At 34.6% G+C, this 17736-nt stretch carries 15 protein-coding genes; 8 read left to right on the top strand and 7 right to left on the bottom strand.

Annotated elements, in window-relative coordinates:
* Window positions 1-57 precede the first annotated feature (57 nt).
* Genes IGB25_RS08205 through IGB25_RS08195 form a run of 3 tightly spaced genes read left to right on the top strand, consistent with a single transcriptional unit; the run spans window position 58 to window position 1984 of the window.
* The gene (locus IGB25_RS08205; RefSeq protein WP_211064594.1) at window positions 58-276 is read left to right on the top strand and encodes a hypothetical protein; all 219 of its coding nucleotides are present in this window, start codon (window positions 58-60) and stop codon (window positions 274-276) included.
* 18 nt (window positions 277-294) lie between these two features.
* Window positions 295-615, top strand: coding sequence for a type II toxin-antitoxin system PemK/MazF family toxin (locus tag IGB25_RS08200; RefSeq protein ID WP_211064593.1), 321 nt, complete (start codon window positions 295-297; stop codon window positions 613-615).
* Window positions 608-1984 carry an HlyD family secretion protein gene (locus IGB25_RS08195; RefSeq protein WP_247653453.1) on the top strand — a complete coding sequence of 459 codons (1377 nt, stop codon included), beginning with the start codon at window positions 608-610 and terminating at the stop codon, window positions 1982-1984. The genes IGB25_RS08200 and IGB25_RS08195 overlap by 8 nt, the downstream gene beginning before the upstream one ends.
* A 30-nt stretch (window positions 1985-2014) precedes the next feature.
* On the opposite strand, the gene IGB25_RS08190 is transcribed toward IGB25_RS08195, so the two are convergent.
* From IGB25_RS08190 to thiL, 6 genes are all read right to left on the bottom strand, one after another.
* On the bottom strand, window positions 2015-2530 hold the full coding sequence (locus IGB25_RS08190) for a gamma carbonic anhydrase family protein (RefSeq protein ID WP_211064592.1): 516 nt from the start codon (window positions 2528-2530) through the stop codon (window positions 2015-2017).
* Window positions 2531-2709: 179 nt separating this feature from the next.
* On the bottom strand, window positions 2710-4023 hold the full coding sequence (gene murA / locus IGB25_RS08185; RefSeq protein ID WP_211064591.1) for a UDP-N-acetylglucosamine 1-carboxyvinyltransferase: 1314 nt from the start codon (window positions 4021-4023) through the stop codon (window positions 2710-2712).
* A complete protein-coding gene (locus IGB25_RS08180) occupies window positions 4020-4652 on the bottom strand; it encodes a DUF4290 domain-containing protein (protein ID WP_211064590.1) in 633 nt (210 codons plus the stop codon). Before IGB25_RS08180 ends, murA begins: the two co-directional genes overlap by 4 nt.
* A gap of 242 nt (window positions 4653-4894) precedes the next feature.
* Window positions 4895-5875, bottom strand: a complete 981-nt coding sequence (locus IGB25_RS08175; RefSeq protein ID WP_211064589.1) for an acyl transferase — start codon at window positions 5873-5875, stop codon at window positions 4895-4897.
* Between the two features lie 88 nt (window positions 5876-5963).
* Window positions 5964-7724, bottom strand: a complete 1761-nt coding sequence (locus tag IGB25_RS08170) for a T9SS type A sorting domain-containing protein (RefSeq protein ID WP_211064588.1) — start codon at window positions 7722-7724, stop codon at window positions 5964-5966.
* 99 nt (window positions 7725-7823) lie between these two features.
* Window positions 7824-8876 carry a thiamine-phosphate kinase gene (gene thiL / locus IGB25_RS08165; protein ID WP_211064587.1) on the bottom strand — a complete coding sequence of 351 codons (1053 nt, stop codon included), beginning with the start codon at window positions 8874-8876 and terminating at the stop codon, window positions 7824-7826.
* Window positions 8877-8916: 40 nt separating this feature from the next.
* On the opposite strand from thiL, the gene IGB25_RS08160 reads away from it, so the two are divergent.
* The 4 genes from IGB25_RS08160 to IGB25_RS08145 are packed head-to-tail and all read left to right on the top strand — an operon-like array spanning window position 8917 to window position 13544.
* A complete protein-coding gene (locus IGB25_RS08160) occupies window positions 8917-10326 on the top strand; it encodes a choice-of-anchor B family protein (protein ID WP_211064586.1) in 1410 nt (469 codons plus the stop codon).
* Window positions 10323-11708: a hypothetical protein gene (locus IGB25_RS08155; RefSeq protein ID WP_211064585.1), complete on the top strand. Its 1386-nt coding sequence runs from the start codon at window positions 10323-10325 to the stop codon at window positions 11706-11708. The genes IGB25_RS08160 and IGB25_RS08155 overlap by 4 nt, the downstream gene beginning before the upstream one ends.
* Window positions 11708-12469, top strand: coding sequence for an MbnP family protein (locus IGB25_RS08150; protein ID WP_211064584.1), 762 nt, complete (start codon window positions 11708-11710; stop codon window positions 12467-12469). The genes IGB25_RS08155 and IGB25_RS08150 overlap by 1 nt, the downstream gene beginning before the upstream one ends.
* A 4-nt stretch (window positions 12470-12473) precedes the next feature.
* Window positions 12474-13544: a cytochrome c peroxidase gene (locus tag IGB25_RS08145; RefSeq protein ID WP_211064583.1), complete on the top strand. Its 1071-nt coding sequence runs from the start codon at window positions 12474-12476 to the stop codon at window positions 13542-13544.
* Between the two features lie 144 nt (window positions 13545-13688).
* Here IGB25_RS08145 and IGB25_RS08140 read toward each other — a convergent pair whose 3' ends face one another.
* Window positions 13689-14225 carry a TrmH family RNA methyltransferase gene (locus tag IGB25_RS08140; RefSeq protein ID WP_211064582.1) on the bottom strand — a complete coding sequence of 179 codons (537 nt, stop codon included), beginning with the start codon at window positions 14223-14225 and terminating at the stop codon, window positions 13689-13691.
* Window positions 14226-14797: 572 nt separating this feature from the next.
* On the opposite strand from IGB25_RS08140, the gene mutS reads away from it, so the two are divergent.
* On the top strand, window positions 14798-17368 hold the full coding sequence (mutS, locus tag IGB25_RS08135) for a DNA mismatch repair protein MutS (protein WP_211066883.1): 2571 nt from the start codon (window positions 14798-14800) through the stop codon (window positions 17366-17368).
* Window positions 17369-17736: the final 368 nt, after the last annotated feature.

Here is a 17736-nt window from a genome sequence, read left to right as displayed (position 1 = left end):
CTTTTATATAACCGAAAGAATTACTTAAATTTACAGAAACATTTAATATTAAATAAAATGGAAGCTTTAGAGTTTAAATCAAAAATCAAAAATGATAAAATACAAATCCCTAATCATGTAAAATCTAAACTCGTATTTAATCAAAACAAAAACGTAAGGGTAATTGTACTTTTAGAAGATAGTGATGATGTTGAAGAAAAAGAGTTTAAAAATATGGCTAGCGAGACATTTTTTGAAGGCTACTCTCATTCAGATTCTGTTTACGATGATGATTAACCCAAAATCAATAAGCTCATGAAAAAATTTGATTTAGGCGACATTGTTTTAATTAAATTCCCATTTACAGGTCAACAAAATTTTAAAAAAAGACCTGCATTAGTTTTGAAAGATTTTGGTGAAGATATTATAGTATGTAGAATCACATCTAAAATATACCATTCAGATTATGACATACTCATAGAAGATTGGGAAGCCTCTCAACTTAAACTAAAATCTGTAGTTCGTGTCCATAAAATTGCAACTTTAGAAAAAACTATGGTAGATAAAGTATTGAAACCTGTAAATGCCAGCATCAAAGCCAAAATCAAAGAAAATTTTATAAAACTAATTGAGTAAAATTAAACATTGGTCAGTCATAAATCTTATTCACAGCTTATACTATTTGCAAATTGCCACATTACTAATGCCCGATAACACCAGCATAGAACATATCGACTTAAGAAGTGAGGAAGTCCAGGATATCCTGACAAAAGTTCCACATTGGATGATACGATGGGGCAATGTTTTGTTTTTGTCGCTTATCCTCCTGATTTTAATGCTATCATGGTTTGTAAAATATCCTGACATTATTGCTTCTGAAGCCATAGTGACGACTAAACTTCCACCACAAAAACTCATAGCGAGAACAACGGCTAAATTTGATACTATTTTAGTCAATGATAATCAAAAAGTAAAAGATAATCAACTTTTAGCAGTTTTAGAGAACCTAGCAAATTATAAGGATGTTTTAGGTTTGAAAAAGATTTTAGATGAGATACATTTAGATAATGATAGCATTTATTTTCCAATAGATAGAATCCCGGCAATCTTCAATCTCGGAGAAGTGGAGAATGCTTATGTGCAATTTGAAAATGCTTATATTGAATATGAAGTTAATCAGCAATTAAAACCCTATTCTTATCAAGTTCAAGCGGGTAATTACACTATACAGGAACTTGAAACCAGACTTACAAACCTTTATGCACAGTTTGATTTAAAACGAAAAGAATTAAAACTTGCAGGAAATGACTTAAAGCGAAACGAAATACTTTTTAACAAAGGCGTCATTTCGGCACAAGAATTTGAAAACAAACAATTGATGTTTGCCCAAGCCGAACGGGATTTTAAAAATTTTCAAACCACATTGTCACAAACCAAACATAGTATCAATGATGCTAAAAACAATTTAAAAGGCACCGAAATAGGTCAGATTAAAGACAACAAAATCTTGTTTAGACAAGTAGTTCAAGCTTATAATCAATTGAAGTCCAGTATTAAAAATTGGGAATTTAGGTTTGTCTTTCGTTCAAATCTTGAAGGGAATGTCAGTTTTTTAAACATTTGGCATAAATCTCAAAACATCAACCAAGGCGATATGGTGTTTACTGTTATTCCTAAAAACTATCAAAACTATGTGGCTCGATTAAAAACGCCAATTCAAAATTCAGGTAAAATAAAAAAGGGACAGACAGTAAATTTAAAACTCAACAACTATCCCGACCAGGAATACGGCGTTTTAAAAGGTAAAGTCAATAATATTTCGCTTATTCCAGATGAAGAAGGTTTTTATAATATAGAGGTTGAATTACCTGTAAAACTAACAACAACATATGATAAAACCTTAGAGTTCAAACAAGAAATGACCGGCATCGCAGAAATCATCACCGAAGATTTACGATTGATAGAACGCTTTTTCTATCAGTTTAGAGAATTAGTGAATAGGTGATTCCAGACTCTAATTTTATTCTAACCCATTTTAATCCTTAAACCACCCCGAATATTTCACATAATTTTCAGCGATTCTGTCAATTTCGCCTTGGGTTAATTCTGGGCTGATGTCTTTTATTTTTTTGGCAGGCACGCCAGCGTAAATGCTACCTGATTCTACTACTGTATTTTGTGTTACCACAGCTCCAGCGGCAATGATACTATTTGAATGAATCACACAATTATCCATCACAATACTGCCCATTCCTACCAATACGTTGTCGTGAATCTTACATCCGTGAACAATAGCATTATGACCAATAGATACATTGTTACCAATATTAGTCGGGTGTTTTTGGTAGGTGCAATGAATGACTGCTCCGTCTTGAACATTGACTCTATCGCCCATTTTGATATAATGTACATCACCTCGTATAACGGCGTTAAACCATACGCTACATTGTTTTCCCATCTTAACATCACCAACGATGGTCGCATTTTCAGCGATAAAACAATCTGATGGTATTTCAGGAGATTTGTTGTTTACGGGAAGGATTACTGGCATATTTTACAGTTTAAAGTTTATGAGTTTAGAAGTTTTTTAACCGCAAAGGACGCAAAGGATAGCACAAGGTTCGCAAAGTTTTATCAGGCAAATTTTTATATTATTTCGTCTTAACTAAACATATAACTTGCTCTCTACTATCCTCTACCGGCTAATAGCTATGGACTATTAGCTACCAACTACTCATATCTGTGAATTTTTGCACCTATGGCATTTAGTCTCTCGTCAATCCTTTCGTAGCCACGATCTATTTGTTCTATGTTATGAATGGTTGATGTCCCTTTAGCAGACAAAGCCGCAATCAATAATGAAATTCCAGCTCTAATATCTGGGCTAGTCATCGTGGTGGCTTTGAGTTGCGATTTAAAATCGTGACCAATAACCGTTGCTCTATGCGGATCGCATAAAATGATTTTTGCACCCATATCAATCAACTTATCGACAAAAAACAGACGGCTTTCAAACATTTTTTGATGGATAAGCACACTCCCGCGAGCCTGTGTAGCAACAACCAACATCACACTGAGTAAATCTGGTGTAAAACCTGGCCACGGAGCGTCTGAAATATTCATAATAGAACCGTCAATAAAACTGGTCACTTCATAACCATTATTGTGTCTGGGAATAAAAATGTCGTCTCCTTTTTTTTGAATATTAATTCCTAACTTTTTAAAGGTTGCTGGGATGATGCCTAAATTTTCCCAACTCACATCTTTGATAGTGATTTCGCTTTTGGTCATTGCTGCAAGACCAATCCAAGAGCCTATTTCAATCATATCAGGTAAAACTTTGTGGGTACAACCTTTGAGATTTTCTACACCTGTAATATGAAGAAGGTTTGAACCAATACCCGAAATTTCAGCCCCCATTTTATTCAACATTTTGCAGAGTTGTTGGATGTATGGTTCGCAAGCCGCATTATAGATTTGAGTTTTGCCTTTAGCAAAAACAGTCGCCATAATAATGTTGGCTGTTCCTGTGACAGAAGCTTCTTCAAGAAGCATATCAGTTCCTTTGAGACCTTTGTCGGTTTCAACTCCGTAAAAACGTTCTTCTTTGTTGTATCTAAATTTGGCACCGAGTTTTATAAAACCAGAGAAGTGAGTATCCAATCGTCTTCTACCTATTTTATCACCGCCAGGTCTTGGAATATAACCTTTGCCAAATCGTCCGAGAAGTGGACCAATAATCATAATAGAACCTCTCAAGCCACTGCCTTCTTTTTTGAATTGTTCGCTTTGTAGATAGTCCAGATTAAGTTCATCACTCATAAAACTGAAATGACCTTTGCCGAGTTTTTGAATTTTAACCCCAAGATTTTCTAAAATATCTATCAGTTTATTGACATCTCTAATGTCTGGAATGTTTTTAATTTCAACTTTTTCTGGTGTCATCAAAACTGCACAAAGAACTTGTAGAGCTTCGTTTTTTGCACCTTGTGGCGTGATGTTTCCTTTGAGTTGATGACCGCCTTCTATGACAAATGAACTCATTTTTTGTAGCGTTTACGTCCTTTGTTTTTATAATTTTTTTTATGCTTTCGCTTATTGTGGTTCTTAACTAAATCTGTTGCTTCGCTTAAAGTTTCATCGTCAGGTTTTAAAGTTAATTTGCCATCGCTTAGTTCTTCTAAATGTTTAAAAATCACACTGTCTTTAACCGAATCTCTGTTCCAGTTTAGAAAACACTTTTTCATATGATTGGCAATAGTGTAAACTAAAGCTTCTTTAAGTTTGCCATCTTCAACTTTTATAGCTTCGTTTATCATTCGGCTGATGTTGTTGCCGTAAAAGCGATATTTAGGATGATTTTGTGGATAGGGAAGTGGCTCGGGTTTTCTGTATAATTCTTCTTTATCTGGCATATCAAAAGGAGCATCAACATCAAGTTTAAAGTCGCTTATAATAAAAAGTTGATCCCATAACTTTTGCTGAAAGTCGTTAGCATCTCGATGGTTGGGATTGATGTTAGCCATAACTTCAACAATAGCATGAGCCATTTGGGTTCGTTTAGTTTTGTCTTTTTCTTCGAGGCAGTGTTCTACCATTTTTTGAACATGTCTGCCGTATTCTGGAATAACGAGTTGGTTGCGTTCTGAGTTGTATTCTAAGTAATTTGTCAAAATGAGAAATTTTTAATGATGCAATTTATAAAAATTAACTTATATCCTATTTAAAATCTAAATTATAATTTTAAGATTCTTAAATTTAGACAATATTGCAACAAAACAAAACCCCGACTCAAATGAATCGGGGTTTTGAATTAACTAACCAATCTATTATGAAAAACTTCATCCTAGCATTACATTAGACGCATGAAAGTCTAAAAAATTGCATCTGTTAACACATATTTAACTAAAATTAATTACAATGTTAAAAGGTTGCAACCTCTAACATCGCTATAATCAAAGCGTCCTATAATTTTTAGCTTATTTTTTTTAACATTTTGTCCTAAATCTTGTGTGGCAATAAAGGCACAAGAATTGATATTTGCTAAATCAATCACATTTATACCACCTGTTTTTGTGAAATCTTCAAAAATATGTAGTGGGTCTTCAGGATCTCTGATAAAAACCTTCATTGTTGGCGGTAATTCAAAAATACCATCAGCTTTTGAGTAAGCTTGAGACAACAATTCAGTCATGCCGTATTCGCTATGAATGTGCTTAACACCAAATCCTTTAGTTAGTTTTTGATGAAGTTCATCTCGTGTGATTTCTTTTCGCCTGCCTTTCATTCCACCAGTTTCCATCACTATGGTATGATTTAATTTTAAATTATAACTTTCTACAAAATCCAATAACGCAAATGAAACTCCAATAAGTATAGTTTTTTGTTTCTTGGTTTCAAGTTTTAATAAAGTTTCTTTTAAACGATTTAAATCATCTAGAAAAAAGCCACTATCTGGTTGTCTTGTTTTTTCGATCAAGTGATTGACCATATAAATTAATGAAGAGCCGTTTCGTTCAAGATAGGAAGGTAAAAGTGCCAAAATGGTATAATCTTCTATCGAGCCATATTGAGCTTGAAATATTTGACAGAAGTTTTTCTGATATAATTCGATGTCTGTGATGTGGTGTTTGCTTGTTTGTTGACCTGTTGTGCCACTGCTTGTAAAAACTTTTTGAACCAATTGTTGAGAGGATAAAATTTTGAATTTTTTAAAAAATTCTATCGGTAAAAAAGGAATGCTTTTGAGTGAATTTACATTATCTGGATGTTTGTTAAAATGCTTACAAAACTTTTGATAGACTTCACAATTGTTATACTGATACTCAAAAACTTTAAAGCACAAAGTTTTGAAGTCTGTTTCAGTTTTGATATTTAACACCCGATTACTGTCCATCTTTTTCTTTATTAAGCCAAGTTACAATAATAAAAAAAGTGCTACTTAAAAATAAGTAGCACTTTTATAAAAATTATTTAAATAAAATTTATTTGATGATTAACTTCTTAGTTGTTGAAGCTTCATTTTGATTGATTTTAACCAAATAAACGCCACTTTGTAATTGACTAACGTTGATGTTTTGATTTTGTATTTGATTAAATTCTAACACGCGTTTTCCTAAAACATTATAAACTTCAATATCAAAAGCTTGATTATTTTGACTTTTAATATTAAAGCTACCTTTGTTAACTGGGTTAGGGTAAAGGCTAAAATTGTTAACAGCAACATCATTAAGACCTAAAGTAACATCAATATCGGCAAGGCTTCTTGGGTAAATTTGGGTAGAACCATTAAATTCTGCGACCAAACCAACTATTCCATCGATTTGAGTATCGGGAATAACTGTGCCAATATAATCTGCACCGAAGAATTCAGTTCTTACATCAGATACATCTGTGCCATTACTAAATTCATAATTGGTGCCAGTGTTAAAAACTGCAGTGCCATCACCATCAGTAAAAGTTACATTTTCAAAACCAACGAGTAATGATTCATAGGTTTCAAAATTTGCGTTGTAGTCAGCTAAAGTTAAAACTAAAGGAGAAACAGAGGTAGAACCTGAAACTGTTCCAGCATCTTCTATCGGTTCAAATGTCAAGACCCCATTTTCTTCTAGAGTAAAACCTTTAAGACCTGAAACTTGATCACCTTCAGCATAAACACCATTTGGTATCACGCCATCGAAATCTTGAACAAATATTCCAGATGGAGTGGCATCTTGAAACCATTTTCTGTTTTGAAAACCATCTCCATGTGTAAAAGTATTTGGACCAGTAATCTCGTAAAAACGACCTAAACCATTGGCATCAACATCAGCTCTTAGAGCTGTAATATCAGCGACTTGAATATAACCTAAAGCCTCTAAAGTTATGGTATAAGAAGCTTCAGTATTTGGTAAATCTACATCTGAATTATCTTTTAAGACAGCGTTGAGTTGATAGGTTTTACCCGCTTCAAAAGGGGTTATACTGATAGGCTGATTAGCTAAATCAAAGAGATTCCCAGATTGGTGAGTGCCACCATCAGTAAGATTTAAAATCTCCCAAGAGACATATCCATCGGCTTCAGTTGCTGTGCCAGGTTCACCTATAGTAAAGTTAATGATTTCAAATTCTAATTGAGTTTGGTCTAATTCGTTAGGAGCAATAATTGCATTTGAGCCACTGGGTTCAGCATCGACAACGCTCAAAGATGGTATTGGTGTTCCGCCAAAAGTTTGGTTAGCATTTACCGAACCAAAACTTGATGGTGATGAATCTGCCCATGTAAAATTTTCGTAAACGGTTCCAGAGCCTGTTAGTTGAAGTGATTCTCCTACTGGAGAACTACTACTCTCTTCTACACCAATATCTTCAGAAGTCATTCCGCTTGCTGGTCCATCAACAGCTGTTATTGTGCCTTCATAGCTTAAAAATTGAATTACAGTTCCAGAATCATCAACCAAAGCTAAACCGTCTGGTGCACCATTTTGCAAACCACTAATTAAAAAACTTAATGTGCCATAACCATTATCTTGGTCTGGGATTACGCCACTTAAGCTTTCAGTACCGTAAGTCGAACTGTTATTACCATTGTATTTTTCTATAGTCCATCCAGATAAATCTGTTCCAGCAGGACCTGCAATTTCTATACCTTCGTCAGCATCACTACCACTATTATCATAATGAATTTCATTGACAAATACTGAAGTTTGCGAAAACGTAAGGCTTACAAAGAGTAAAGACATTAAAAGAGTAATTTTTTTCATAATTGTATGATTTTTAGTTTTTACAAATTTATTAAAAATAATGCAAACTTTGATTTTAAATTATGATTTAACCTTATCTTAAACTAATCTTGTGTTAATTTATTCATCATCTTCAGAAATAGCAGACCATCCACGGGCTTTGAGTGGTATTTTTTGATTGGCTCGAGTGATGATGTGTACACCTTCTTTAGCTGTAGTGATATGACCAATCACACTTAAATGTGGATTGGCTTTGATTTTTGGGAAATCGTCTTGTTTAATTGTAAACAAAAGTTCGTAATCTTCTCCACCATTTAAAACTACCGTTGTGCTATCAAGTTGAAATTCTTCACAAGTTGAAATGACAGTTGGGTCTAAAGGCATTTTTTCTTCATAAAGATTAGCACCAACTTGCGAAGCTTTGCAGATATGAAGTATTTCTGAAGACAAACCATCGCTAATATCAATCATACTTGTAGGTTGAACCTCTAATTTTTCTAATAACAAAGGAATGTCTTTTCTTGCTTCGGGTTTAAGTTGGCGTTCTATGATATAAGAATAAGGCGTTAAATCAGGTTGGTTTTGTGGGTTGACTTTAAAGACTTCGTTTTCTCGCTTTAAAACCTGCAAACCCATATAAGCCGCACCTAAATCGCCTGAAACTACTAATAAATCATTATCTTTTGCACCACTTCTTTTGGTGATTTTTTCATCCTTTGCTGTCCCGATAGCTGTAACCGAAATTTGAAGTCCTTTGACTGATGATGTAGTGTCGCCACCAATCAAATCTACATTGTAAATTTCACAAGCTTTTTGTATTCCTGCATAAAGCTCTTCAAGTGCTTCAACTGTAAACCGATTGGAACAAGCTATGGATACTGTAATTTGTGTAGCTTTTGCATTCATAGCGTAAATATCTGACAGATTGACAATTACAGCTTTATAACCCAAATGTTTTAATGGCATGTAGGCTAAATCAAAATGAACGCCCTCAACGAGTAAATCTGTACTGATTAAGGTTTGGTTTTTGTGATTTATAATAGCAAGATCATCGCCAATTCCAAGTTTTGTTGAAGTTTGACTTATGTTAAAATTTGTAGTTAAGTGGTCAATTAATTTGAATTCTCCTAATTCTGTGAGCTTCGTTTTACTATTTTTGTGATTATCAAGCATTAAGTTTTTTTTGCAAAACTACATGATTTAAATTATCTACATGAAAAAAACTCTGGTTTACATATTTTTTGTTTCTGTATTAGTCAATGCACAAACACCTTGTAATAACGGTCAAGTTGGGATATATTCTTGCAACGGCTATGATTTACAATCTCATATTGATTTAAGTGCTTTAAATGCCAATTCTGGCAATGATTCTTGGGGCTGGACTGACCCATTAGATGATAAAGAATATGCCATAGTTGGTTTAAATAACGGTACGGCTTTTATTGATATCAGCCAACCTACAAATCCTATTTATCTCGGTAAATTGCCGACGCACACTTCAAATAGTAGCTGGCGTGATATTAAAGTTTATCAAAATTATGCTTTTATTGTGAGTGAAGCCAGCGGTCATGGGATGCAAGTCTTTGACTTAACTAAATTGAGAAACGTTGCTAATCCGCCTATCACCTTTTCAGAAGATGCCCATTACGACGGTTTTGGTAACGCTCATAATGTTGTAATCAATCCAACTCAAGCTTTTGCTTATGCCGTTGGCACGCAAACTTTTAGTGGCGATCCCCATGTGGTTGATATTTCTGATCCGCTTAATCCTACTTTTGCAGGCGGTTATGCTGACGATTTTTATACCCATGACGCTCAAGTTGTAACTTACACAGGTCCTGATTCAGATTACCAAGGCGACGAAATATACATCGGAAGCAACGAAGATGAAGTTGTGATTCTCAATGTTACAGATAAAGCAAATATCAGTAATATTTCTACAATTTCTTATGCCAATATCGGATATACTCATCAAGCTTGGCTAACGGAAAATCAACAATATCTATTGCTTGGCGATGAAACAGATGAACTCAGTTTTGGTTTTGATACACGAACCATCATTTTTGATTTAACCGATTTAGATGCACCGACAGTTTATATGGAATACACAGGAAACACAAGTGCTATTGACCACAATGGCTATGTGAAAAATGGATTGTTTTATCAAGCCAATTATAATGCCGGATTACGTGTGATTGATATTTCAGATATCAGTAATCAAAATATTAACGAAGTTGGCTTTTTTGATACTTTTCCCCAAAATGATAATGTTGGGTTCAGTGGATTATGGAATGTTTATCCGTTTTTTGAAAGTGGAAATATTGTGTTGAGTGATATTGACTCGGGTTTTTATTTAGTTAAAAGTTCAACTTTATCAAATGATGAATTTGTTGAAGAAAATGAGATTAGTATTTATCCCAATCCTGTAGATGATTTTGTCAATATTAAAATGAAATCTCAATCCATAAATAATATTAAAATTTACGATCAATTAGGAAAGATAGTTTATAACAAAAACAAAATAAATAGATTAGATTTTAGTTTTAATATCAATAACTTGTCAAGTGGCATTTATATTTTAAATATTAATGATGCCATACACCAAAGATTGATTGTGAGATGAAATTAAAAATTATTCATATTTTTTTTATCGCCACTTTAGTTGCTCTTTCGTCATGTGAAAATTCTAACAATGATAACACTGTTGATGATGATAACAACGAAGAACCCAATTTTGCTTTTCAAAATACTTTAGAAACCCTTAAAACTTTTGGTGGAAGTCAAGAAGATGACGCTTTATCTGTAGTTGAAACTCAAGATGGAAATATTGCCGTTTTAGGTTTTACACAAAGTAATGACGGCGATGTTACGGGAAAAACGACCACAGATAGCGACTATTGGTTATTAAAATTAGATAAAGACCTTAATTTGATATGGCAAAAGACCTTTGGCGGAAGTAGCGATGATCGCGGTCAAAAAATTATAACTACAGCAGATGGCGGATTTTTGATAACAGGATTTTCAAGAAGTACAGATGGTGATGTTTCAGAAAATTTTGGATTCCATGACTTTTGGACTTTAAAACTCAGTGCTTCTGGCGATATCATTTGGGATAAAAGTTTTGGTTTTTCTGGCAATGACAGATCTTATAGTGCTATTCAAACCTCAGATGGTGGCTATTTTGTAAGTGGATTTTTAGATGTCAGTGCCAGCGGTGGAGAAGGCAATGATGATGGCAATGCACAACGGTCTAAATCTTTGTTTGCCAAACACGGTGTTGGCGAGTTTTGGGGCATCAAACTCGATGCTAATGGTCAAACCCAATGGCGACGCTTTTTTGGTGGAACAAACAACGACCGTTCTTATGATGTTATAGAAGCATATGACGGCAATATTATTATGATTGGTAACTCTGAAAGCGACGATTTTGATATCACTAATCCACGAGGAAGTTATGATATATGGGCAGTAAAAGTCAACCTTCTAGGCGATTTGGTTTGGCAAAAAAACTTTGGTGGAAGTAGTATAGAAATTGGATATAGCATTGCCAAAACCTTTGATGGAAATTATGTTTTGGCAGGCGATACCAGAAGTAGTGATGCAGATGTGACCAATCTTAAAGGCAATTCCGATTTTTGGGCAATTAAATTTGATGACAACGCTCAAATGATCTGGCAAAAAACCTACGGTGGTAGCGATTTTGAATCTGCAAGAGATGTGTTGGAATTACAATCGAATGAACTTTTAATTAGTGGAAGTTCAAAAAGTATTGATAATCAAGTATCTAATAACTTTGGACAAAATGATGTCTGGATAGCTTTAACCGATGACAATGGCAATTTAAAAAATGAAATAAACATTGGTGGCTCTAATTTAGATTTTGCTCAAGAAGCCATTCAGCTACAAAATGGAGAAGTGATAGTAGTTGGTAGTAGCGAAAGTCTAGATGAACTTATTACAGAAAATAAAGGAGGAAAAGATGTTTTAATAATAAAATTGAAATGATGAAAACGATAAAACAAACAAGTCTAATTTTGATGTTTTGCATAGTTTTAAATGCTTGCAGTTCAGATAATACAAGTCAAGAATATGGAGATTTAGAAATCAATTTCGCTAATGTTGTTGGGGATAATAATTTAGAATTGAACACAGAAACTTATGCTAAAAACGGCAATGAAACTTATTCAGTTTCTGAACTCAAATACATCATCAGTAATATTGTTTTAACCGATACTGATGGCAATCAATTTGTCTATCCACAAGCAGACAGCTATTTCTTGATTAATGAAGCTATTCCACAATCTCAAAACATCAAATTACAAAACATCAATGCCAATACTTACACCTCAATTAGCATTGGTTTTGGTGTTGATCAAAGCAATTATCCATTAAATGGCGTTGATAATTTTGTGCCAACTGTAGAAGAGCAAGATATGTTATGGTCTTGGTCTGCGGGTTATAGATTTCTAAAATTTGAAGGTATTTATAGCTCAGATAATGCCATAGATAAACCATTTTCTTATCATATTGGCAGTCACGGTCAAAATATGGATAATTACCGAGAAATCACGTTGAACTTTTTACAACCTATAGCTCTAAATTCTTCAGAAACCCCACAAGTCAATATCAATTTTGATGTACAAAAAATATTTAATGCTGACTACGCTTTGTTATTGTCAGATAAAGACGACATCCAAATTGACCCAGATAGAGCTCCAAAAATTGTTGACAATATCACAAAAGCTTTTGAAATTGTTTTAAACTAAAATAATGAGATTTTTAATATTTTTCTTAGGAATTTTAATTTTAAGTGCATGTCAAAATGAAGCTTTAGATGAATCTTATGAAAATATTTCAGATGAAAATGAAGTTCAAGAAAATGTGTTTTTAGATTTGAATATTCCTTCAAATTTTCCCGAACCAACCTACGAAATTGACAATAACAAACCCACAATAGCTGGTTTTGAACTAGGAAAAAAATTATTTTACGATGGACGATTGTCTTCTACTGGTGTGATTTCATGTGGATTTTGTCATATCCAAGATTTTGCTTTTACACATCACACACATATTGTGAGTCATGGCGTCAATGGTGCTTTAGGAACACGTAACGCACCGCCATTACAGAATATGATTTTTATGGAAGATTTTAATTGGGACGGCAGTGTTTCTCATCTTGACGCACAACCTGTGGTGCCAATTACAACAGAATTTGAAATGAATGAAAGCGTAACAAATGTGCTCAACAAGCTTCAAAATGATGAAGAATATGTGCAAATGTTCAATTCAGCTTTTGAAAATGATACTATTGATACCCAAAATATGTTTAAAGCCATTTCTCAATTTGTGATGATGATGGTGTCTGCAGATTCAAAATACGATAAAGTGATGCGTAATGAAGGCAGTAGTTTTACAGAAATAGAAACTCAAGGCAATGCCGTTTTTGAACAAAAATGTGCCTCTTGTCATGCAGGAACATTGTTTACAGATCAAAGCTATCGCAATAATGGTTTACCTGTTGATCCACAATATAATGATGAAGGTCGGAAACGAGTTACAGGAGAAGAAATGGATAAATACAAGTTTAAAGTGCCGAGCTTAAGAAACATTGCGATTACCTTTCCTTATATGCATGACGGCAGGTTTCAAACCTTAAGAGATGTTTTAGATCATTACGATTCTGGAATGGTGCAAACTCAAAATTTGGATAGTATTTTTATTCAAGATAATGGTCAATTGGGAATTCCGCTTACTGAAATTGAAAAAGATCAAATCATTGCTTACCTCAATACGTTGACGGATGATGATTTTTTATTGGATGAAAGGTTTGCAGAGTTTTAGAAATAGACTTTATACCAATTTGAACAAATAAAAGTTGTGAATAAAAAAAAGATAAAAGTATGATATTGAGTAAATTTTAAAGATCTCGTATTTTCGGGAGACTTTTAAAATAACATTAAGGATATGAAATTTGTTATTCAAAAATTAGCCTCTAAAGTTTGAGGATTGAACAAACTGCCAACAGCAAATACCAACACTCACAGAAATGTTAACAGAATGTTTAGTGCCGAATTGTGGAATTTCTAAAACCTCATCACTTTGGTCAATAACCGCTTGTTGAACGCCTTTGACTTCATTGCCAAAAATCATAGCATAAGTTTCATCAGACTCAAACTTAAAATCTTGAAGCATACAGCTTTCGTCAGCTTGTTCGATGCTTAAAATTTTGATGCCGTTTTGCTTTAATTTTTCAACGACATTAAGGGTTTCTTTATCGTAAGCCCATTCTACACTGTCCGTTGCACCAAGAGCTGTTTTTTGAATATCGCGATGTGGTGGTTGAGCGGTGATGCTGCACAGATATATTTTTTGAATTCTAAATGCATCTGCTGTCCTAAATACAGAACCGATATTATTAAGACTTCTAATATTGTCTAAAATTAAAATCAGCTTCGATTTCCTAGAAGATTTGTAATCTTCCACACTCAGGCGGTTGAGCTCTTCGTTTTTTAATTTTCGCATAATAAGGCTTATAATACAAAAGTAAGAATTTTAAAGCCTTTGATTTTTACTATTAGTTTTGGATTTTGTTTAGAACTTTTGAGATTGAGTTTTCTCAGCACACTCTGCGAAAACTCTGTGTGCTTTGCGTGAAAAGCCAGAGTATCAACAACATCAACATAAACTAAATCTTATATTAACGTGAGTTTGATATAAATTCCAATAAAATACAGATATTTAATCATTTGTCATGTTGACAGAGCGAAGCATGAGCGACGAGACATCTCAGTAGGATGAGATTTCTCCTCATTCTTCATTCGAAATGACAAAATTTGCTTACAAAAAGATGTAACCATCTGATTTACAGATTTCAATAAATCTAACTCACGTTCTATTACTTCAAGTATTTTAAATTATCCTTCTATCACATTTTCAAATTACCACTCAGACGAATACTCCCAAGTTTGTATTGTAAGGGCAAGCATTATTAAATTGCTAAAATAGATTTTCAAACATCAGTCTTAATAGTTAAATTCGCCAATTAGTGTAAATCATATATTTTGACCAAGAAAAAAGCATCGATTACGCCTTTGATGAAGCAATACAATGCGATTAAGCAAAAACACCCTGACGCATTGTTGTTGTTTAGAGTTGGTGACTTTTATGAAACTTTTGGTGAAGATGCGGTTAAAACCGCACGAATTCTTAATATCGTTTTAACCAATAGAAATAACGGCAGTGAGCGGACTGAATTGGCGGGATTTCCTCACCATTCGATCAATACGTATTTACCGAAACTCGTCAAAGCTGGTCAACGGGTAGCAATTTGCGACCAGTTGGAAGATCCTAAAATGACCAAGAAAATCGTCAAACGTGGCGTTACAGAATTGGTTACGCCTGGCGTGGCTTTAAACGATGAGGTGTTAACCAGTAAGTCTAATAATTTTCTTTGTGCCATTCACTTTTCAAAAACCAATATTGGTGTTGCTTTCCTCGATATTTCTACGGGTGAATTTTTAACTTCAGAAGGTTCAAAAGATTATATAGACAAGCTTTTACAGAACTTCTCACCCAGTGAAGTTTTGATATCAAAATTGCACAAAAATCAATTTAAATCGGATTTCGGCGAAGATTTTAATTGCTTTTTTCAAGACAATTGGTTGTTTAAAATTGATTATGCACAAGAAACTTTAAACGCGCATTTTCAAACCAATTCGCTCAAAGGTTTTGGTATTGAACACTTAGAGTCAGGCATCATTGTCGCTGGAGCAATTATGCATTATTTATCGGAAACCCGTCACGATAAATTGCAAGACATCAATAATATTTCACGTATTAGCGAAGAGGCTTATGTGTGGATGGACCGCTTTACTATTCGCAATCTCGAGTTGTATCACGGCAACTCCCAACAAGCCGTTACGCTTCTCGATGTCATTGACAAAACCATATCGGCGATGGGTAGTCGAATGCTCAAACGATGGTTGTCTTTACCACTCAAGCAACGTGAAAAAATCGAAGAGCGTCTCAATGCTGTTGAGTTTTTAAATCAAAATCAAAATTTACTTCAAAACATACAAAACCAACTTAAACAAATCAGTGATTTAGAACGATTGATTTCTAAGGTTGCCACTCAAAAAGTCAATCCAAGAGAATTATTACAACTTAAAGATTCCTTAGAAGCTATCATTCCGATTAAAACAGAATTGGCTAAAAATGATAACGAAGCCTTAAAAGTTATTGCAGACAATTTACATACTTGCGAATTGTTAAGAGAAAAAATTAAAACGGCTATTCATCCTGAAACCCCTGTTTTACTTAATAAAGGCAATGTTATTGCTAAAGGGTTTCACGATGAATTAGACGAGTTGAGAAAATTAGCTTATTCAGGAAAAGATTATCTCGACGACATGCTCAAAAGAGAATCGGAAAACACTGGAATTTCAAAACTAAAAATAGGCAATAACAATGTGTTTGGGTATTATCTTGAAGTTCGCCACGCTCATAAAGACAAAGTGCCTGAACATTGGATTAGAAAGCAAACTCTTGTGAACGCCGAACGCTACATCACAGAAGAACTGAAAACTTATGAAGCCAAGATATTAAGTGCTGAAGAAAAAATCAGTGTGCTTGAAGCTGAACTTTACGACAATCTTGTGGTTTGGTGTCGAGATTACATCAAACCCGTTCAGCAAAACGCTATTTTGGTGGCAAAGTTAGATGTGCTTTGTGGGTTTGCACAGTTGGCTTTAGAAGACCAATACCACAAACCACAAATCAGCGATGATTTTAATTTAGATATCAAAGCAGGACGACATCCTGTGATTGAAAAACAACTGCCAGAAGGCGAAGCTTATATTGCCAATAATGTATTTCTTGACCGTGAGGAGCAGCAAATCATTATGATTACTGGCCCAAATATGAGTGGTAAATCGGCTTTGCTTCGTCAAACCGCTATCATTGTTTTGTTGGCTCAAATGGGAAGTTTTGTTCCTGCTGAATCCGCTGAAATCGGGTTGGTTGATAAAATTTTTACCCGTGTCGGTGCGAGTGACAATATCTCTATGGGCAGATCGACATTTATGGTGGAGATGAACGAAACGGCGAGCATTTTGAACAATATTTCAGAACGCAGTTTGGTTTTGCTCGACGAAATCGGTCGCGGCACAAGCATTTATGATGGTATTTCAATCGCTTGGGCGATTACGGAATATTTGCACGAACACCCATCAAGAGCTAAAACATTGTTTGCTACCCATTATCACGAACTCAACGAAATGACCCATAAGTTTAAGCGTATTAAAAATTATAATGTTGCGGTTAAAGAATACAAGGATAGAATTTTGTTTTTGAGAACCTTAAAACCTGGCGGTAGTGCACATAGTTTTGGGATTCACGTCGCTAAAATGGCAGGGATGCCACAACATGTCATTCATAAAGCTGAAAAGATTCTGAAAAAATTAGAAGAATCGCACGCCACTGAAGACTCTGCCGAAACGCTCAAGGCAGCTACACAAGACTCACAACTCAGTTTTTTTCAGTTAGACGATCCCTTGTTAGAAGATATCAAACAAGAAATTTTAAATTTAGAAATAGATACCTTAACGCCTGTAGAAGCTTTGATGAAATTGAATGAGATTAAGCGAATGTTGAGTGATAAAAAATAAATTTTCATTTTACTTTGACATTATAAGAAAAAGCTTAAATTTGCATCCGCAATTTTATTGCACGAATGCGAATGTAGCTTCCCGAAGTGTCGGGATTAGAGCATCATCCGCCCGAGGCTGATGAGGGTCGCGTCTCGATTAATGCGAAAGTAGCTTCCCGAAGTGTCGGGATTAGAGCATCATCCGCCCGAGGCTGATGAGGGTCGCGTCTCGATTAATGCGAAAGTAGCTTCCCGAAGTGTCGGGATTAGAGCATCATCCGCCCGAGGCTGATGAGGGTCGCGTCTCGATTAATGCGAAAGTAGCTCAGGGGTAGAGCATCATCCGCCCGAGGCTGATGAGGGTCGCGTCTCGATTAATGCGAAAGT

This window comes from Flavobacterium sp. CS20 (assembly GCF_018080005.1).
Taxonomy (GTDB): Bacteria; Bacteroidota; Bacteroidia; order Flavobacteriales; family Flavobacteriaceae; genus Psychroflexus.
The sequence above is the reverse complement of the archived record's forward strand: the minus strand, read 5'-3'. Positions and strand labels throughout refer to the sequence as shown.